We start from the raw sequence: 19,936 nt of genomic DNA on the forward strand, positions 1-19,936 counted from the left end.
TATGCGACAAACTTCTGATTCATCAAATTTGCATATGCTAGTTTTCTGTTTTAAGAGATGAATCAATGAACGTACGACATTTGCGACAATTTATGGTCCTCGCTGAAGAGTTGCATTTTCGTAAGGCGGCAGAACGTCTGGACATGACTCAAGGGCCTTTAAGCCTCGCCATTCAGGCGTTGGAAGAGGATCTGGGCACTCGATTGTTTGACCGCACCCGGCGCTCGGTGCAACTGACCGCAGCCGGCCAAGCCCTGCTGGAAGACGTCCCAGGCATTCTTGAGCGCATTGAAAGCACGCGAAACCATGTCCGTCGTGTCGTCACGGGGGAGAGTGGGCGATTGAAACTGGGCTTTACATCGGCCTCGTCCTTGCTGCCGTTCTTTCCGCAGGCCATCAACGCCTACCGAGTATCGAGTCCGAATGTGGCGGTCAAGCTCAAGGAATTGCCGTCGAGCTTGCAAATCCAGGCGCTACTCGCCAACCAGCTTGATGCGGGACTTTTGCGTTCACGCGCCGCTGAAAAGGGATCAGAGCTGGTTTTTAAACACTTACTGGATGAACCATTGGTGGTTGCGATGGGGCAGAACCATCGATTGGCGCAGCAGCCCGACGTAAGCATTGACGAACTGCGCCACGAGCCGTTTATCGCGTACCCAAGCGACAGTGGCGTGGTGTTGTCAGAGACAATCATGATTCTTTGTGCCAAGCGCTCTTTTGCGCCCAGCGTTGTGCAAGAGGCACGCGAACCGTCAACCATTATTGGGCTCACGGCGGCGGGGTTGGGTATCGCGATCATTCCCTCGTGCTTGAGGTCAATCAATGTCCCTGGCGTGGTATTTCGTAACTTGCGCGACAGCGACGCCGTGTCCTCTCTCTATTTTGTCTATCGGTACGGGTGTGCGGCGCCCACGGTTCATAGCTTTATTGGCGAGTTGCAAGCGCAAATCCGTCAAAGTGTTTTGAGCTCACCGTGACACGCTACGGCACTTGGCGTGGCGACTCGCAGCCTGCTCATGCCATCAGCCAGCAAGGTCCTAGTTCGAATTGGGCTACCCAATGATGTTGTAAACCTGAGCGATGACTGCCGGGTCCAGCAGGTAGTTGATAAAGGTCAAGCCTTTGGCTTGCAAAACAGCGCCGGACCAACCGATGGCGATGCACAGGTCACGCAACTCTCCAAGCACACTGGGGTTTTGGCACAAAACATGATGGCGAACGCTGTGAACTTCACATCTGTGAGAACTGCTTCTTCGGAGCAATTGCTTACATAAAGCAGGAGCGGCGCATACAGCATCTATTCGATGAAAGTGACCATGCCGATACTGATGAACTTGGCTTGGTTGTGGGCAGCGCTGTGGCGCTACCTCAATGTCGGGGCAGTACCTATAGACAACAACTGGGGTGAGAAACAAATCCGGCCATGGGCCCTCGGGCGCAAGAACTGGCTCTTTGCCGGGTCGTTGCGCAATGGCAAACGGCCCGCCGCGATTATGAGTTTGATCCAGTCTGCGCGGTTGAATTGGCATGATTTGTACGCGTACCTGAAGGATGTTCTCACGCGCTTGCCAACGCAGCGGGCGAGTGAAATCGATGATTTGCTGCCGCATAGGTGGCAACCGGTTCAATCACGCTTTGCTTTCGGCCATTTCACATCACGGGTGGAGAATTGCACAGGCGCGCCCCTGTTTGCAGTCGACTTCGCACAACCGTCGCTCAGAGCGAATGCCCTAGCAATATCCCACGATCAGCATGCGGATCATCAGTTCAGGATCAATTGAAAGACACCCAGTCGGGCTTTAGACGTCGGCGACGTAATTGCGCAGGTCGCTCAGATCGAGACATTGAACAATGCTGCGCATAAAGTGATTGGCTGGAATGTGATCTTCAAGGTTGAACGAGTAAAACAGCCGCTCCTGCCCACTCGATAACTGTCCCATCATGCTGTGTGTTCCCCAGCCGGCCAATGCAGAGATCTTGCCGCATGCCAGACAGGGGAGCTATTTTTTCAACAGAATTGGCCAAATCGGCCATTCGAATAGTGTCTCCAAATCTAGGGGTGAATCAATTTTTAGTCGGTGCGCAACAAATATAACCGCTTATTTAACAGGGAGATTAGCAAAGTAATCGACATCCAACCGATAGGTTTTACCCAGCAATTTTCCTGCGCCATACCAAGGCGTTCGGTTGAAGCTCAGGTTTAGCCCGTCGTATCCGAACTCAAAAAAATAACCGTTGCTGCTGGTGAACTTGAAGTTGCTGTCGGAATACTCACCCAGCGTGTACTGGACATTCTGCCCCTGCGTATAGAGTTCCTTCACCCGTTGCAGGTACAGCGGGGCGATGTCCGCGAACTGTGTTTTGGCCTGCTGATTGTATTGCTCCAGCGTAAGGCCGGGGGTCTTCTCCAATCGGGTGGCAATCAGCGCGAAGAAATCAGCATCCGCCTTGGCGACGGCCAATTGTACACCTAGGAAATAATTCAGCTTTTGCGGCTCGATGCTCAGCTCTTTCTTACCCGAAACGGGAGCGGTGTTTGCTTCCACCATGAACTCGGAAGTTTTTGGCAGCATCATCACTGAGGTGGCGATGTAGGCCGCACAGGCGGTGATGCGCCGAGACAGATCCGGATCAACAAGTAACGACAGCGGGTGGCCTTGTTGAGGCACGCGACTTAAGTCAATACCTTGTTGTAGGAGGTTCTGAGCGACTTGCTGCTGGGTGCTTTCCCCCCGTGCTAGTGCACAGACTTGGTTCATCATGAGTTCATTGCGCTGTCCACTAGGCATTGGCACGAGCGCCATGACGGCACTTTGAATAATCGGGAGTGCAGGCAATGCAATCCCTTGCGAGGTTTTCGCGGCGACGGTGTGTGCGTTGTTATCACAGCCAACGAGCAACATCAGAGTGAGGATACATCCAGACATTTTGAACAACGCCATAGGGCATCAGCCTTGTGTTAATGTGAAAAAAGACAGGCTGCACGAGGCAGCCTGTTCGTCAATTTTTGAACAACGCCCACTCTAACCCGGGCGCTGAGCTTATTTACCATTGGTAGCCGACACCTACGCCCACACCCGCATCCCCCTGGGTATTGGTAGTAGCCTGAAGCTTCCCCACCCAATGACCATTCTTGGAGATAGTTGAGACGCCAAACGACAATGCCGATTGCCCGCGATAATTGGCTGCTGCGATTGACGTCATGCTTGCTCCAGGAGAGTAGGGCTGTGGCAGGCTTGCCATGGCCATAGCACCGGCGATGCCCGCGCTCAAGGTGTCGTCCTGTTTCTTCAGGTCGCGCTTGAGTTCGGAGTAACGCTGGTCAGTGTAGGCGTTAACGTTGTCGGTGATGTTCGAAACGCTTTTATTGAGCTGATCGAAGTTCACCGCGTCAGTGCCTTGGGTCGCGGCTGCCACATTGGTGATCTGCCTTTCGCTGCCCGCGGCACCCACCGAGACGCTGTTATCGCGGCTCGCCACCGAGTTGGCGCCCAGCGCAGTGCTGTTGCTCCCCGTAGCGCTGGCGCCGTTACCCATGGCCACCGAATTGGCGCCGGAAGCCTTGGCATTGGTGCCGACTGCTGCGCTGTTATTGCCGGAAGCCACCGAGCCTGCACCACCGGCCACCGCATTGGTACCGGTAGCGGAGGGCTTGGCGGCGGTGCTGGTGTTGTTTACCTGGAACATACCGTCGGTACCGTTCTGCACCTTGGAAACATTGCTTTCAACCTGAGTGACACGGTTATCAACGGCCGTGATGGCGCCAGTTACGTTACCAACGTTGGTGTTGATGGTTTTCAGCGAATCGTCGGTGTACTGCTTTGACTCGGCTACCGCGCCATCGAGCTGCCTCAAGTTAACTGCGTCGGTGGCTTGCTGGCCATCGGCAACGTTGCTGACCGTGCGAGTCTGCCCCGTGGCAGTATTACCCACCGAAACCGTACCCACACTAGCATTGCTAGCGTTGGAGTATTTGCCGTTGTAAGTCTCCGCACCGCGACCGTTGTCGCTTGAGCCTTGACCAACGGCTACGCTGCCATCGGCACTGGCTGTGGCGCCATTACCCACCGCCACAGCTCCGGCACCCGTTGCCTGCGCACCGTTGCCTGAGGCCACCGCCGCCGTGCCCGACGCCTGCGCACCAGTACCCGAGGCCACCGCGCCATTACCCGAAGCACTGGCGTTGCCACCAATCGCTACTGAGTCGGTGCCACTGGCCACCGAGTCGGCCTGGGTTGAATTGGCGTGGAAGTACTTCACGCCTCCACCGTTGGTGATGTTGTTAATATTGCCCTCAATGGTGGTGACTCGCCCGCCGAGGTTGGTGATGTTGGTGGTGTTTTGCGCCACCTGATCACCTACCGCCGTCAGTTGCTCTACGTTCACCGCATCGTTCGGCGCTGAGCCGGCGGCTACGCCTGTGATCTTGCGATTACCCGACGCGGTGCCAATGCCCAATTCGCCAACCGAAGTCTGCGGCGCGCTGAGGCCATAAGCTGTGTAGCCATTCTGGGCACCAACCGTGGTGACCGAGCTTGAGCCCAGCGCAATGCTTGTGGCTTGACTGGCTACCGCACCGGCGCCGAGTGCCAGGGACTGTTCACCCTGAGCCTCGGCTTGGGAGCCGATGGCAATGCCCGAGGCCAGCAGGACCTGAGTATTACGACCAATCGCGATGCCGCCAGCAGCAGCCTGCCCGACGGTGGCCTGGTTGCCGATACCGATACCGTTATCGCCATTGACCACGGTAGCCGGGCCTACGGCGATCGACTCTTGCCCGACAGACAGAGAGTCTTGCGGGTTGGTTGAATTAGCGTGGAAGTACATCGTACCGGTAGCGCTGATCGAGCCAATCGCACCCGTGAGTTGGCGCAAAGTTACGGCATCCTGGGAACTGGTACCGTCCGCTACGTTGGTGAGTTGGCGGTACTGGCCGGCTTTACCCAGTGACACAGCACCTAATAGGGTCGCGTCGGAGGTGTCGTAGCGAATGGCTCCATTGCCCACTGGAATCAAACCCGTGGACGGCGCGATGGCACGGTCCGAGACCGAGCCTTGGCCCAGCGCCACACCGCCCAGCACTTGCACGCTGCTCTGGTTACCCAGGGCAACGCTGCCCGCAGTGGTTGCCGCTGCACCGGCGCCGGCCGCGAAGGATTGCGCGCCACCCGCTACCGATTGCGGACCAATGGCCACGCTGTCGACACCCGTCGCGGAGCTGTCAGCCAAGGTCGAATTGGCATGGAAATACTTGATCCCCGTACCGTTGTTGACGATGTTGTTCACCGAAGTGCCAAGGCCGTCGACCGCCGTATTGGTGGCGAACAGTTGGCTGCCGTTGACCGCATCGGTGCTGGTGCCTGTGACTTGACCGGCCGCCACATTGGTGATCTGGCGTTCATTGCCTGCACTGCCCACACTCAAGACGCCTGTCGGCGCGCCTCCCGCATAGGTGTAGGCCGTGCCATTGACGGTGCCGCCAGTGGTGGCGTTAGCCGCAGCCGTGGTGGCGCCGCTGCCCAGGGCGATCGAGTTGGCGGTGCCTGCCGTGGCACCGTTGCCCAAGGCTATGGCATTGGTTGCGGTGGCACTCGCGCTAGGGCCGACGGCTACGCTGTCGGTGCCGGTGGCGGTGCTGTCGGCCAGGGTCGAGTTAGTGTGGAAGTATTTGATGCCTGCGCCGTTGACGATGTTGTTCACCGAGGTACCCAGCCCATCGACCGCCGTATTGGTGGCGAACAATTGGCTGCCATTGACGGCATCGGTGCTGGCGGCGGTGACTTGGCCGGCCGCCACATTGGTAATTTGCCGTTCATTGCCCGCACTGCCCACACTCAAGACGCCTGCTGGCGCGCCTCCCGCATAGGTGTAGGCGCTGCCGTTGACCGTGCCGCCGGTGGTGGCATTAGCCGCGGCGGTGGTTGCGCCGCTGCCCAGGGCTATCGAGTTGGCGGTGCCTGCCGTGGCCCCGTTACCCAAGGCCATGGCGTTGGTGGCCGTGGAGCTCGCGTTAGGGCCGATGGCCACACTGTCGGTGCCGGTGGCGGTGCTGTCAGCCAGGGTCGAGTTAGTGTGGAAGTACTTGATGCCTGCGCCATTGACGATGTTGTTCACCGAAGTGCCAATGCCGTCGACGGCGGTGTTAGTCGCAAACAGTTGGCTACCGTTAACCGCATCGGTGCTGGTGCCTGTGACTCGGGCTGCCGCCACGTTGGTGATCTGGCGTTCATTGCCCGCCGATCCCAGGCTGAGCACACCAATCGGTGCGCCGCCGGCATAGGTGAAGGCCGTGCCGTTGATCGTGCCGCCAGTGGTGGCGTTGGCTGCGGCGGTGGTGGCGCCACTGCCCAGGGCCACCGAGTTGGCAGTTCCCGCCGTGGCACCGTTGCCCAGGGCCATGGCGTTGCTTGCTGTAGCACTGGCGGCTGGGCCGACAGCCACACTGTTGATCCCGCTGGCGGTACTGTCGGCCAAAGTCGAGTTAGTATGGAAGTACTTGATGCCTGAACCGTTGTTGACGATGTTGTTGAGTGTTGTGCCGACGCCATTGACAGCTGTGTTGGTAGCGAACAGCTGGCTGCCGTTGACCGCGTCGGTGCTGGTGCCCGTGACTCTGCCCGCCGCCACATTGGTGATCTGGCGTTCATTACCCGCCGATCCCAGGCTGAGCACACCAATCGGTGCGCCGCCGGCATAGGTGTAGGCCGTACCGTTGATCGTACCGCCAGCGGTGGCGTTAGCCGCAGCCGTGGTGGCGCCGCTGCCCAGGGCTACCGAATTGGCAGTTCCCGCCGTGGCACCGTTGCCCAGGGCCATGGCGTTGGTCGCCGTGGCACTGGCGGTCGGGCCGACAGCCACGCTGTTGGTGCCGGTGGCGGTGCTGTCGGCCAGGGTCGAGTTAGCGTGGAAGTACTTGATGCCTGCACCGTTGTTGACGATGTTGTTGACCGAAGTACCCAGACCGTCGACGGCAGTATTCGTCGCAAACAACTGGCTGCCGTTAACCGCATCGGTGCTGGTGCCTGTGACTCGGCCTGCCGCCACATTGGTAATCTGGCGTTCATTGCCCGCCGATCCCAAGCTGAGAACACCAATCGGTGCGCCGCCGGCATAGGTAAAGGCGGTACCGTTGATCGTGCCGCCAGCGGTGGCGTTAGCTGCGACGGTGGTGGCGCCAGTGCCCAGGGCCACCGAATTGGCAGTTCCCGCCGTGGCGCCATTACCCAGTGCCATGGCGTTAGTCGCCGTAGCATTGGCGGTCGGACCGACCGCCACGCTGTTGGTGCCGGTGGCGGTGCTGTCGGCCAGGGTCGAGTTAGTGTGGAAGTACTTGATGCCTGCACCATTGGTCACGATGTTGTTGAGCGTCGTGCCCACGCTATTGACTGCGGTGTTGGTCGCAAACAACTGGCTGCCGTTGACCGCGTCGGTGCTGATGCCCGTGACTTGACCGGCCGCTACGTTGGTGATCTGGCGTTCATTGCCCGCTGTCCCCAGGCTGAGAACACCAATCGGCGCGCCGCCAGCGTAGGTATAGGCGGTTCCGTTGATAGTGCCGCCGGTGGTGGCGTTAGCCGCGTCGGTGGTGGCGCCACTGCCCAGTGCTACCGAGTTGGCAGTTCCCGCAATGGCGCCGCTACCCAGGGCCGTGGCATTCGTTGCCGTGGCTTTCGCGTTGGGACCTACGGCTAACGAATTGTCGGCATCCGCTGACGCGCTGGTGCCAAAGGCTGCGGCATTGAGGCCCAGCGCTTCAGAGTTGTAACCGAATGAAGCGGAGTTATCACCATTAGCCCATGAGTCGCGACCAACCGAAACCGCCCGCGAGCCAAAAGCTTGTGTGTTGCTGGCACCAATGGCGATGGCATCAGCGCCGGTGGCAGTGGGCTTAAAGCTGCTGTTCAACGACCCTGTGCCACCGATCGCGATGCTACCGTCACCTGCCGCAGATGTATTGCCCACCGAGATCGATCGTACGCCTGTCGCCGAAGAGTTGGCGCCCAGAGCCGAGCTTTCGGCAGCAGCGGCGGAGGCGTTGCTGCCTACAGCAGTTGAGGTGGCGCCGTTGGAGACAGCCAAGGGGCCCACCGCCACACTGTCGATACCGACGGCGCTTGAGTCAGCGGCGGTCGAATTGGCATGGAAATACTTGATGCCCGCACCGTTGCTGACGATGTTGTTAAGCGTGGTACCGACGCTATTGACCGCCGTGTTGGTGGCGAACAGCTGGCTGCCGTTGACCACATCGGTGCTGGTGCCTGTGACTCGGCCTGCCGCCACGTTAGTAATTTGCCGCTCGGTCCCCGCTGTACCCAGGCTGAGAACGCCAATAGGAGCGCCGCCGGCATAGGTATAGGCAGTACCGTTGACGGTGCCACCGGTGGTGGCGTTCGCCGCGGCCGTAGTAGCGCCGCTGCCTAGGGCTACCGAGTTGGCGGTTCCCGCCGTGGCTCCGTTGCCAAGTGCCATCGCATTGATCGCCGTAGCGTTGGCGGTCGGACCGACAGCCACGCTGTTGGTGCCGGTGGCAGTGCTGTCGGCTAAAGTAGAGTTAGCGTGGAAAAACTTGATGCCCGCGCCATTGTTTACGATGTTGTTGAGTGTGGTACCGACGCCGTTGACTGCTGTGTTAGTGGCGAACAATTGACTGCCGTTGACGGCATCGGTGCTGGTGCCCGTTACGCGACCTGCCGCCAGGTTGGTGACCTGGCGCTCGTTGCCTACGGCGCCGACGCTGAGCACCCCGCCAGCTGCTGGCGCCGCGCCAGCAAAGGTGTAGGTCACGCCATTGATCGTGGCATTGGCGGTAGGTGTCGAGGCAGCTACCGTGGAGTTGTTGCCCAGTACAACGGCGCCATCCAGTCCCGTCGGTATCGTGATGTTATTGCCCAGTGCAAAAGCATTGTTAGACACGATCGTGTTGTTGTTACCCAACGAGTACGAGTTAGCCCCCGACACCGTGCTTGGGTCGCCAATGGCGCCAGAGTTATTGCCGCTGACGGTATTGCCAAGGCCGATACTGATGCTTGCAGTCCCCGTCGCCTTAGCCCCTCGACCAACAGCGATTGCGTTGGCGGCTGCGCTGGCTCCATCGCCTGCAGCCACTCCATAAGTGCCCGTGACGGAACTGCCGCGTCCTATCGCGATAGCGGAGGTTGCACCTGCCGTGGACTCGCCACCTATTGCAATCGCATCGGTCGCATTCGTTTGAGCGCCGCGCGTGGCGTTACTACCAATGGCAATCGACCCAATGCCGCTGGCAATCGTGGAGTTGGCCGCAGTCAGCGGCGTTGTACCGTTACCGCCCGCCCCACCAATTGCGACAGAGTTGTTACTGACTGCCTGTGCTCCGAAACCTAACGCGGTACTGCCGATACCGGTCGCCGTACTCGACAACCCAAATGCCGAGGCCCAGGTACCCGCCAGCGAGAAAAAGCCATAGGCAGCGGCACCCTGGCCAGTTCCCTGGGCAAACGTACCGAAAACGGAAACAGATGATTGACCGTTACCGCTGGCGTTGCATCCCAGGACATTTGAAAACGTTCCGGAGCCATCCACAGGGCCTACGGTAGTTCCTCCCGTCGTAACTTGACCCACCGTAGTATTTCCTACTCCTGAAACGCAGGTAGTAGTAGGAGGGTAGGCTGATGCTTCAACCGTTTGAAAGCAGCCAACTGCCAGGAAAATCAACGCCGACGTGGCCGTGATGTACTCCTTTTGCAGCAGTAATCTGTCTGTTTTTTTTACCTTTACCCCCTGTATTAATAAGTTTGGCGAACGATCGGAGCTAACATTAAAATTTTTTACTTTTCTCATCTCAACACCGCCCTGTACTGTTGAGTAACAAAATCAATGGCGACCTACGAATCCGTCCATCACCACACACGCTTTATTAAGTCCTATATTCGAATCACACCCTCAGCTGTGATAGCAGCCAATAAAATACTTTACTTGCACTTCTCATGATTCAGTTGTGCATCAAGCTCATCCACCCAAGCAGCTTTTAGATAAGTACAAAATGCGTTTTCTCAAGTAATAATGTTGTTGAGCGGCATCTATGAAAAATAGTACAAATCACTTATATATGCATTTTTACCAACTCAAAATTTCAACGGGATAATGCCTATAAAACCAAAGCAACATCTAAAAGTAAGCTTGAGAGCCTCGGCAATAGGAATAGGTAAGGTCTCTTGAGATAGTTCAAAAAAGAAAGCCCCGGAAGATTTATTACTTACTAACGTAGTCGATAACGCGGCTACCAAAAGATGGCAGCAGGCACAAGTAAACCGGCTCTATAAGACTTCAGCGCGACTTTCCTGGCTAGTGAGCCGGTTGAGAGGACCTTACGATAAGCATTCTGTTCGACGGCAGATTCGAGTCAGCTAGGGGAGTCGCCATTGGACGACGCAGGACAGATGTAGAAATCATGAGCACTCCTTGGCGCCAAAAAAATGAGACATTTTTAAACTACAGATTGGTTAGCTTGCTTATAGACGGTAGCAAGGCCGGAGATATGCCTCATACTTTTTTGGCATATCAAAGCTGTTAAATAGTTATAATTCGCGACATTGAACCACGGCCGCCATTTAATCAGACTAATACTTGCTGAACGAGCATCCAGTTTCATCAGGGCGCTACCGATACCGTTGTGAAGAGAACATGAAAAACCAATAATGTAGTTGCCTTTGATAATTATACCAGCCTGTCTTCGAGTGTTTAGCACAGTGCTTTGTTGAGATCGAACTCTATGAGCGAGATCTTTTTGAGTTTCTTTGCATGTGCTGTTAGTACGTGCGATTAGGGCTTGGATTTAGATTGCGGGTATATTCGTTATGTTCGGCGCCTCAATGTCAGGGTTCAGAGTAATTAATATATTTAGAGCAGCGTCTCGACTTCACGTCCCTAGATACACATAGAAAAAATAATTGAAACGTTTTGGCGGGGAGGGGGGGGGAGGGGGGGCTTTTAGTTACCATGCGATACGTATGGGCTTCGCACTGTACTTTATGCAGGGTCAAAGTGGGCTGCTGCGCTGCTTTGAAATTACTTGCTCTCAGCGTCTGGTTTTTAACAAGCTGCGCGATCTGCCGCATCTAGCGATGCAAAACTCACAAAGCTGTTGATGTCGCACCGGCAGGTGCCTGTTTTAAATCACTAGGTACGTTGGTCGGACGCCTACGACAGGTCGTACCTTGTCTCGCATGGGCTACACTCAATATTCTGATCGAGCGGATATACCTTTCGTGAGACATCAGGCTCCCCCCTTAGACAGCACTAAATGTCTCGTTAATGCGCAGCAGCAAGCTTCTGAGAGATTATTTATCTAAAAAATTCAGCGAGTTATATGTATTTCGGCGTGATCCTCATAGTTTCGCGACGGGCTCAGCATAACCTTAGGGCGTACGCAGTTGCCAGGTGAGTTCGCCGAACTCTTACAGTTGAATGAGGCACAGGCTGCTCCTAATTTCCGAAAATCCTGATAGGCGGAAATTGGAGTTAAGGAGGAGGGCGGTGATCTGCTCTCAAAGAAGCACGAAACTGGAGCCCTTGCGAAGTGCCTATGAGCTTTTCAGCAACTGAACGGAGCCAGAATGGAAGGCATGAGAAGCTGCATAACTTAGGGGTCGAGGAGTTTTGGGCCTTCAGTTCCCATCGCTATACACTCACGGATTCTGAGCGATTGACCCAGATCAAGAACGGATTTTCCGCCCATCTTTTTCAGGCCATGCGCCGAATTTTTAACCTTCAAGAGCACGCCGCGAGCGTTCTCCTCAGCACCCTATTACAACGTTTGAACGACGGTAATTTGGGCCGGTGAAACCTTTTCCTGCCCGGTGATTTACGTCTGTTGTAGTCACGAACGCTACGGTGGGCACATCGATCAGACACTGCGGAAGATGAAGGAGGCGGCCTTCCGGGAGGATCAATAAAATGGTCTCACGAATGAAGGCTGGTGGTCGTGAAATCGAACAGATTTTTCTGCCAAATGCCATCATTTCGATGGCATGCCTGCTACGCTTTTGGATTCGAGCAAGTTTCAGCTCTTAGACCGAGAGTTGAATGCCCGAGACCGTCCAACTTAGGACATCTTTGTTCGACACCGTTTTCCAGAATGATGTCCAAGCATACGTGCATGCAGACAGCAGTTTTTACAATTAAAGGAATTGATATGAACGTTCAAAGCAAGGATACAGCGCTTGAAGACACCGCTCACTACAGCGGCCCCGCTTCTCTTCACCAAGGCTATGACAGCGTCACGGGAGCCGGACGTTCAACGTCCATTATTGGGGAGTCAGTGGAGAACGGAGCTGCAACAACTTTGAAATGCACTGTTTGCACATCCATTCAAGATCTGGCTCAAGCGCTTGAGATTAACGAATCTTTATCTGCCGCATATGGCCCGCTGGGAAGCGCAGATCAGAAGCTGGATTTTGTCCGAAATCTCGATGTCACCACCTCGAGTATCTCAGTCGTTGTCTATTGTCGTCATGTCGCACGTATACAAACGTTACAGAATCAACAGCTTGACCCCAGCGTGCCAGCGCCCACTGACGCGAAAAGTATAGCAGCGTTCTTCAACGCCTACGGTGATTCATTTCTTTCTTCTGTGACGTACGGTGGAGAATATTATGCGGTGTACACGTTTTACGCAAATGACAGCCAGCAACAATCCAGCATTAAGGCTAACTTGCAGGCGAGCGGTATTTTTAGTGGCGTAAGCGTAGATTCCCGTTTTCAAGCGCAATTTGATCAGGTGATCATTTCAGCGACCACCAGAACAAATTTTTCACAGAGTGTCTCAGGCATACAAAATCCGCTATTACCGCAGATAGAAAACATCGTCGATTACGCGATAAAGTTCCCTTCAATTCCTCTCGATATGCAGGCTGTTATCGAGTTTGGCATCATGGGTTATGAGAACGTAATTGGTCTCAATATAATGAAAGTACTTGTCACGAATCGCAAATATTTCAATGGGAGCACAACCCAACCAGGACTAGCAGCGAAGCTCGGAAGCTTGGTAGCTTTACGTAATAAAATAGAAGACCTAGCCGGTACTTACGCCACCTATGGGGCAACTCTTGACCCAAAGCTTACGTTAGTGCGAAGCGAGGTTAACGATGATATCGATGCTATATGCAATCAAATTGAAGGCTGGGAAGATGACCCAACGCAGGTTTTTCCCGCCATTTCTTTAGATTCATTGAAACAGGGAACTCCGATTCTTAGCATTTCTGTGAATGCCTTCGGCCCCTTTGGCGGAAGTGGGGGCGGTCTCTTCGACGATATTAATCCGAGCCCGCTTGAGTTCATATGCAGCCGAACTCAACTCGTATCTATATCACTATACGGTGGAAAATACGTCGACCGACTGACCGCTGATTATATGTGTGAAGGAAAAACGTCAACCTTTAACCATGGAGGTGAAGGAGGCGGGTATGCGGGTACGCTCTCGATATCGGTAAGCAACCCGATTACTGGAGTTTCGGGTGACAGTGGAAATGTTGTAGACAAACTTACGATCTCAGGCTCGACGGTCTTGAGTGTAGGGGGTAGTGGAGGCGGTTCGTTTCAAAGCAATATTCCGGCTAACAACTTCTTGCTCGGATTCCGGGGGCGCAGTGGCAAGTATCTCGATCAAATTATCATCATCTACGCTGGGTTTAATCCAGTGATCTGGCAGCAGGCCTAGATTATAGAGCCTTCGGAAGGATTCGGAAAATGTATAAGCTCAGTACATTATTATTGGTTTCCCTGCGCAGGGGAGTCTGCTTCCTAGCAAGTACGGTCGTCGTATTTATCAGTACGAGTGTCGCAGCGGAATGTAACTCTGTAACAATAAAAGGGGCGCCCCCCCTCTATATTAATGATGGGATATTGAGAACGGCTGCGCTCTTTGTTGCAAATACACGCATCAATGAGGCAACTGTTCTTTTGCCTGTAGATCCGCCCACAGATCCTTTACGCTGCTCCGGTGACACCCCCGGCATACCAGCCGAAGCTCCCACACGTCAAAATTACTTTGGGAACGTTGCCAGCAAACAGCGCTTTTTGCAGTTGGCTGCGAAAAGATGTATGGGCGCGGGCAATGCAAATCAATATTTCTCAATGAACAAGGCAATATACGTCCGCCTTTGTGGCGGCGGTGACTACTCGAACTACATTTATTTCTGGGGAAAGCAAGATTTAAATCCGAGCAAGTGTTTTAAATCTGACTACCCAAGCATGTTCGCAAAAGCGAACGCAAACAGAAAAGAACCCGTAACTGCTACAAATATGGCGTCGGTTTACGGGAAAGCAGGCCTATCGTCCGATACACAGGAGAGTTATGCGCTTGGCAATTCCATGGCTGCACTCTTAATTTCCGAGAGTTCGCGTGATCATCTCGTTCTCTTGGAAAACTATATGCTGATGGATCTGGCCGCTGCAAAGACAGTTCAGCCTGATCAGGTAATTGGGGGGCGCTGTGTTCCGCATGCGGATGTTTGCCAGAACCCAAACAAGCAAGATGGTGTGCACCCCATTGCATGGGGAGGTGCTAAAGAGGCGATGATGGCAGGCGAATGGGGAAGGAATCAGGGTGCAAATAGCGTATTTGGAGAGAGATATGAAAGCGAACTGATCGCCCGCTGGGCGCGCAAGTTTGCAGGTGTTTCAACAGCCACTGGCGATCAATGTCCTCCGATTCCCAAAACATGGGAGCAGCTGACACCCGTGCAAGTGGCCTTTCTCCAAAATCTTTATGCGCCGCTTTTGTCTCCAAATCCCCGTCCGCTCAGATCAATACGTACAGCGACTACTGCGATAGCCTCTAGTAAACCCGAACCTATAGCCACCGACCGATAACTGACCCAGTGAAGCTGAGCTGGATGCCCACCAGCTTGGTAAGACAGTTCCTACGTTGCATCGGCAGCCGGTATCGACAATTGGCCTTGGTTTTGCTCTCCACCTAAAGCTAGGATCAATGCAGCATGTGACCTCGGATACGAAACTGGCGATCGAGGCGAAGCCGAATAGCGAAATACCAAGGCGAAATACGTAGGAGTTGCTGCGGGGGAGAGCGGCTAGGATGGGGCTGGAATTGGTGTCTATTGATTACACTTCGATGTAACTCCACAGGAGTATGAAGAGCCACGTCGCCAAGGAAAGATAGCATTCAAAATGAAGTCATGTGGCCGATCCAGAGATTCAGCGCATGATTTGAGTAGTATACCTAACTCAACTAAATGACTCTTTAGTTGAGCTATCGTTCAGTGCACTGAAAAGTACCAAAGAAATCGATACGATATGAACCTAAAAATGCTACTACAAAGCTATAGATAGTAAAGCTGCGAGATCTCCAGGGGCGTGCCTGCTAGAGAGTAGGCAGCATATTGCGGCGCGTGAGCTAAATTTCTTCGAAGGTTTAGTAGTTTTCATTGTGAAAACCCTCCATATACTCACCCAAAAGCATTAGCGGGCGTATTCCCACTACTAAAACTCTAGGGGCTGCGTCCTTTGGAACGGCATACCGACCGCCGTCTCCTACATAGAAAGCTCGACAAGAGCTTAAGGATTTTTGAGACAGGAGTTCCTAAGCCTGCAAATGTCGGACTCCGAGAAGTGATCTCTCTCTACGTAAAATCTCGGCAACCAAGCAGAAGCTAATCACTCACATTATACGCAGCACGCTTATTGAATCTTCGCCGTCTGAACGCTACAGGGCGCCAGATCCTAAATCTGCAGGTAAAGCTGTACTCCGAGCTAGACGCTTCACGATCCAGTCAGTCACGTGCCGCGCTGATCGGCTGAGAAAGGTCGTCAAATTGAGCCCAGGACAATCAGGTGCAGGTTATCGGGCAGTCATACCGACGATAGGCTCATTAGGTAGAATGCGATTGCGCGAATTGACGGTAAATCCTTTTCCTGGCAGCAGAGCGCCCATGGAGGGAATTTAGTTCTCGAAATGAAAAGAGATTACTTCGGAGAGCTGCGGTGCCCGTTGAAATCTGACTGGCACTGCCCCTGATAACGGATCATATGATTGCGCATAATGTATATTATGTTAAATCATGTGAGCCCGTCGCGAAATTAGGAGAATCAAGCAAAAATACACATAACTGATTGAGTCTGTTGAATAAATCACTTTTATAGAATCTGCCGTTGCGCATTAATGAGACATTTAGTGCTGCCTGAAGGTGTTCCTGATGTCTCACGAACGGCCTATCTAGGCGTTACGGTTGGTTTTTTTATGCGATATCCGTGTTGGCTAAAAGGGAGAAATTCCGGCAAGAGACACAGAGATCTGACTTATATTCATAAAATCAATGACTTGTGAGTTGCAGATATTTGGAGAGTTTCCTAATTCTGAATTGTTTATTAACGAGACATTCCGGCCTTTTAATCCTACCTACGCCTCCGAGCCAGGGATATCATCGTAGACGTGCTTGTGAGCGGCCTGGATTTGGCGAACAGTATTATTTTTTAATTGCGAGAAAACCCCGCAGGCCTGAAATACGGGAAAGTCTCCGAATTAAAAAACTAATTAGTCTCAATTTTAATTCTCGCTATAACTTTTCGCCTTTCGATGTGCCTTTCTGTTGTCGGTGGAAAACCCAGCATGCTGCAACGGTGGGTTTTTCAGCGGTTGTTGCGTGTTGGGGGGCTTGTCGCTAACATCGGCAGATTGAAGCTATCCTTGCAGATAAGCTGCCAACTTCCGATTACTGTCATAACTGGAAGTCTTTAACGTATCATTAGAACGGCTGTCACCCATGGCTCGCGCACCCAAACCTTTGTTCGAAACTTATGATATTTTTATCGAGCAAGACTTCAGCATTCATGCACCCACGCTGGACTGCGTCAAAACTTATCTTGGCGAGTTTGAATCTGAACTGGAGGTCGCACGCGGTTACGCTGCAGTACGTTCATTTCTGCGTGCTTTTTCGGATAACGCACAAACGTTTAACTCGTACAGAAGCCACGTTGAGCGATTGCTGCTGTGGTCACTGCTCGTTAAAGGCAAACCGCTGAATCGGCTTAAACGACAGGATGCACAAGACTATTTGGATTTTTGCAGGAATCCACCTGGCAACTGGATAGGTCCGGTGACGCGAAGCCGTTTCGTGACCAACCCCGAGGCAACGGGACCCTTGGATGCGTACTTGCCTAACCCTAAGTGGCTACCTTTTAATCTTAAGTCGCGAAAAAATGACAGTGCAGAACATGTTGCCGAACAGCAATACCATGCTGCCAATGGCACTTTGAATCAGGTTTATACTGTGTGTAGTCGATTCTATGAATACTTGGTTGAAGATGGATTCTCCGAAACCAATCCATTTAGATTGTTAAAAAAAGGCAATCGTTTTTCCGGGCAGGAGTTTGAACTCTCATCCTCTCGCGCACTTACTCCATTGCAATGGGACTATGTGTTAGACACCGCTGAGAACATGGCGGACATAGAGCCATTGCGGCACGAACGCACTTTATTTATTCTAGCCACGCTCTTTGCTATGTATCTTCGCGTGTCCGATCTCGCAGGCAGAAAGAACTGGAAACCGACCATGGGCGATTTCCGTTTAGATGCTGAGGGAAACTGGTGGTATCACACTGTTGGCAAAGGCAACAAGGCGGCAAAGATTGCTGTGCGGGATGTATACGTAGAACGCTACCTTAAGCGCTATCGACGATTTCTGGGATTGCCAGAGTTGCCTGCTAAAGACGAAAGCACGCCTCTGATCAAAACACTCAATGGCCGTGCGGGTTTGTCAGATCGACAGATCCGCGCCCTCCTCCAAGCCGTTTTTGATAAGGCAACGGACAATATGCGTAACGAGGGTCGAGCCCTTCATGAGTTGGAAAGTCTGCGTTGCGCTTCGGCTCATTGGCTACGGCACACCTCCGCCACCTTTGATGCCCCTTTGCGCAATCCAAAAGACCTGCAGGAAGACTTACGTCACAGCAATCTTAGCACCACTCAGAACACTTACTATCACTCTCATGACCAAGAACGGGCGCACTCTGTTAAACGTATCGGCATGCGGGATCGCGGCTGAGTTGGCACGATATGCGTAAACGGGCGGAGGACACATCTTGCGTTTTATCGTCGTGAGTTTCGACCCTGGGTTTTAGTATTGATTTCTCTCGCTGAAGCCGAGCGATCCGGGCTTCCAGTTCCTGAATTTTCTGCTGCTCTGGGGTCAGCGCCTTGCTCTGCGGAGTGACGCCTTTATGTTCTTCCTGAACCTGGTCAACCCACCGGCGCAGCGCTGACTCACCAACGTCGAGTGAGCGGCGGGCTTCGATGTAGCTGTAGTTTTGCTTGAGCACGAGGTCGGCAGCCTCGCGTTTGAATTCAGCCGTAAAGGAGCGGCGTTGTTTGGTCATCTGACACCTGGATCTAGCGAGCATTCTCGACTAAATGGGTGCCCGGTTTCATTAGACCACTACAATTTTCGGTTAATATTTTCTGAGTGTTCGGCGCACATTTTAAGAAAATCTTGGCGCGGTTAAGAAAATCTAGCCAACGACAGGGGGAAAAATGGGAAATCTAGTGGGTTACGCCCATTAGATCAATGCGATGGAGCTACCCACTGGTGCGGCAGCAACTGTCCAATTTCACTGGCCCTCTGTGTCGGCAACCGCGTAAGTACATCCTTGAGATAGCCATACGGGTCATGCCCGATCATGCGTGCCGACTGAATCAGGCTCATGATTGCCGCAGCCCGTTTTCTGCTGTCACGCACCGACGGCTTATAGCTGCTCTCGTAGTCGATACGGATGCAATTATACTATGCCTCCAGAGCCCAAAGCACGGAGTGCCCGGCGGACTTGCCGAGCACCAATTTCAGTCTCGCACAGCATAATTGGTAAGCTACCGCCGATGGCTTTATTTGGTCTTGCCATCCATTGAGCCGCGGCATCTCTATTCTCAAAGACTTTTTCGGCCAGGTGTGAAACGGTAGCGATGCGATCCAGCCGCTCGGACGCGGCGGTACCAAGGGTTCGCTGCTCTCGTACTCTCTGTTCAAACGTTGCCATTGATATATTGAGGAGAACGGCCAAGGCGTGTTCTTGAAGGTTAAAAGTCCGGAGCATGGCTTGAAAAAGATGGGCGGGAAATCCGTTCTTGATTTGGAGCAATCGCTCTGAGTCCCTAAGTGCATAGCGAACGGAACTGAAGGCCCAAAATTCCTTGGCGCCTAAGATACGCAACCTTTCACTCCTTTTATTTCGGTGCTGTTCAGTTGAAAATCTCAACGGGTCTACTCCTCCAAGCCGGAATAGCAAGATTTTGACGATCCTATCATCAGGTTACGTCGACATTTTGTTAAAATACCCACTTGCAAATGGCGAGAGTTTCCCTACCTACTGCCTGGAGTCACCAAAAAAGTCACCTCTGACAACCAAGCCAAGTTCTTCAGAGTTAGTTTGGTCACGTTCATCGAAAAGACTCTGTATGCGCCGCTCTTGCTTTATGTAAGCAATCGTTCCGAAGAAGCAGTTCTCACAGAGATGGAGCTCATACCGTTCGCCATCATGTTTTGTGCCAAAACCCCAGTGTGCGTGGAGAGTTGCGAACTGAAGTCCATCGATCTCCGATCGGGTTGAGCACCTACACACGTCGCACTTTACGTCGGTTACTACCTCTATCTCGACTCGCTCAATATGAATCGCCCCGGGTTTCGTAGACACCTCTTTGCCTTAAACTGAGGTCAATTAGGAGGTGCCATGAGCAACCCGCGTTACCCCGAAGAATTCAAAATCCAAGCGGTCAATCAAGTGACCGAAAAGAAGCTGCCTGTCGCTGATGTGGCGGCGCGTCTTGGCGTGTCGTCGCATAGCCTCTATGCCTGGATAAAGCGCTACAGCAAACCTCAAGGAGAACGGAAGCAAGACGATGATCAGCACGCTGAACTGCGTCGTCTGCGAGCCGAACTCAAGCGGGTCACCGAAG

The 19,936-nt window shown here is 53.4% G+C and carries 9 protein-coding genes and 5 pseudogenes; 7 read left to right on the top strand and 7 right to left on the bottom strand.

Going from position 1 to position 19,936, the window contains the following annotated elements:
* The first annotated feature begins 65 nt into the window (after positions 1–65).
* Positions 66–977 carry a LysR substrate-binding domain-containing protein gene (locus tag P3C29_RS24250; RefSeq protein WP_275965664.1) on the top strand — a complete coding sequence of 304 codons (912 nt, stop codon included), beginning with the start codon at positions 66–68 and terminating at the stop codon, positions 975–977.
* A 75-nt stretch (positions 978–1,052) separates the two neighbouring features.
* On the opposite strand, the gene P3C29_RS24255 is transcribed toward P3C29_RS24250, so the two are convergent.
* Positions 1,053–1,187: a hypothetical protein gene (locus tag P3C29_RS24255; protein WP_275965665.1), complete on the bottom strand. Its 135-nt coding sequence runs from the start codon at positions 1,185–1,187 to the stop codon at positions 1,053–1,055.
* A 159-nt stretch (positions 1,188–1,346) separates the two neighbouring features.
* On the opposite strand from P3C29_RS24255, the pseudogene P3C29_RS24265 reads away from it, so the two are divergent.
* Positions 1,347–1,625, top strand: a pseudogene (locus P3C29_RS24265) (transposase); the annotation flags it as partial.
* 108 nt (positions 1,626–1,733) lie between these two features.
* Here P3C29_RS24265 and P3C29_RS24270 read toward each other — a convergent pair.
* From P3C29_RS24270 to P3C29_RS24280, 3 genes and pseudogenes are all read right to left on the bottom strand, one after another.
* Positions 1,734–1,943: pseudogene (locus P3C29_RS24270) on the bottom strand (IS5/IS1182 family transposase); the annotation flags it as partial.
* 156 nt (positions 1,944–2,099) lie between these two features.
* A complete protein-coding gene (locus P3C29_RS24275) occupies positions 2,100–2,942 on the bottom strand; it encodes a hypothetical protein (RefSeq protein WP_275965666.1) in 843 nt (280 codons plus the stop codon).
* A gap of 103 nt (positions 2,943–3,045) precedes the next feature.
* Positions 3,046–8,913 carry a YadA-like family protein gene (locus tag P3C29_RS24280; protein WP_275965667.1) on the bottom strand — a complete coding sequence of 1,956 codons (5,868 nt, stop codon included), beginning with the start codon at positions 8,911–8,913 and terminating at the stop codon, positions 3,046–3,048.
* 2,894 nt (positions 8,914–11,807) lie between these two features.
* On the opposite strand from P3C29_RS24280, the pseudogene P3C29_RS24285 reads away from it, so the two are divergent.
* The 4 genes and pseudogenes from P3C29_RS24285 to P3C29_RS24300 all read left to right on the top strand — a co-directional run.
* A pseudogene (locus tag P3C29_RS24285) lies at positions 11,808–11,912 on the top strand (serine/threonine protein phosphatase); the annotation flags it as partial.
* 221 nt (positions 11,913–12,133) lie between these two features.
* Positions 12,134–13,693, top strand: a complete 1,560-nt coding sequence (locus tag P3C29_RS24290; RefSeq protein WP_275965668.1) for a hypothetical protein — start codon at positions 12,134–12,136, stop codon at positions 13,691–13,693.
* 29 nt (positions 13,694–13,722) lie between these two features.
* Entirely contained in the window at positions 13,723–14,847 is a 1,125-nt protein-coding gene (locus tag P3C29_RS24295) for a hypothetical protein (RefSeq protein WP_275965669.1), read from the top strand.
* 1,907 nt (positions 14,848–16,754) lie between these two features.
* Positions 16,755–18,035, top strand: coding sequence for a site-specific integrase (locus P3C29_RS24300; RefSeq protein ID WP_275965670.1), 1,281 nt, complete (start codon positions 16,755–16,757; stop codon positions 18,033–18,035).
* A 70-nt stretch (positions 18,036–18,105) separates the two neighbouring features.
* Here the strand turns inward: P3C29_RS24300 and P3C29_RS24305 are convergent.
* The 3 genes and pseudogenes from P3C29_RS24305 to P3C29_RS24315 form a co-directional block, all read right to left on the bottom strand.
* A pseudogene (locus P3C29_RS24305) lies at positions 18,106–18,366 on the bottom strand (transposase); the annotation flags it as partial.
* 185 nt (positions 18,367–18,551) lie between these two features.
* Positions 18,552–18,728: pseudogene (locus P3C29_RS24310) on the bottom strand (transposase domain-containing protein); the annotation flags it as partial.
* Between the two features lie 37 nt (positions 18,729–18,765).
* Positions 18,766–19,194, bottom strand: coding sequence for an antitoxin Xre/MbcA/ParS toxin-binding domain-containing protein (locus P3C29_RS24315; protein ID WP_275965671.1), 429 nt, complete (start codon positions 19,192–19,194; stop codon positions 18,766–18,768).
* A 516-nt stretch (positions 19,195–19,710) separates the two neighbouring features.
* Between P3C29_RS24315 and P3C29_RS24325 the strand changes: the two genes are divergently transcribed.
* Positions 19,711–19,936 (top strand): transposase (locus tag P3C29_RS24325; protein ID WP_275965672.1); only part of this gene is annotated, 226 nt, incomplete at its 3' end.

The sequence above is a fragment of the Pseudomonas sp. 1912-s genome, assembly GCF_029269205.1.
Lineage (GTDB): Bacteria > Pseudomonadota > Gammaproteobacteria > Pseudomonadales > Pseudomonadaceae > Aquipseudomonas.

What these genes read in the sequence shown, in the direction of transcription:
- P3C29_RS24250 (WP_275965664.1), top strand. Translation starts at nt 66, where the DNA reads ATGAACGTACGACATTTGCGACAATTTATGGTCCTCGCTGAAGAGTTG.
- P3C29_RS24275 (WP_275965666.1), bottom strand. Translation starts at nt 2,942, where the DNA reads ATGGCGTTGTTCAAAATGTCTGGATGTATCCTCACTCTGATGTTGCTC.
- P3C29_RS24290 (WP_275965668.1), top strand. Translation starts at nt 12,134, where the DNA reads ATGCAGACAGCAGTTTTTACAATTAAAGGAATTGATATGAACGTTCAA.
- P3C29_RS24295 (WP_275965669.1), top strand. Translation starts at nt 13,723, where the DNA reads ATGTATAAGCTCAGTACATTATTATTGGTTTCCCTGCGCAGGGGAGTC.
- P3C29_RS24300 (WP_275965670.1), top strand. Translation starts at nt 16,755, where the DNA reads ATGGCTCGCGCACCCAAACCTTTGTTCGAAACTTATGATATTTTTATC.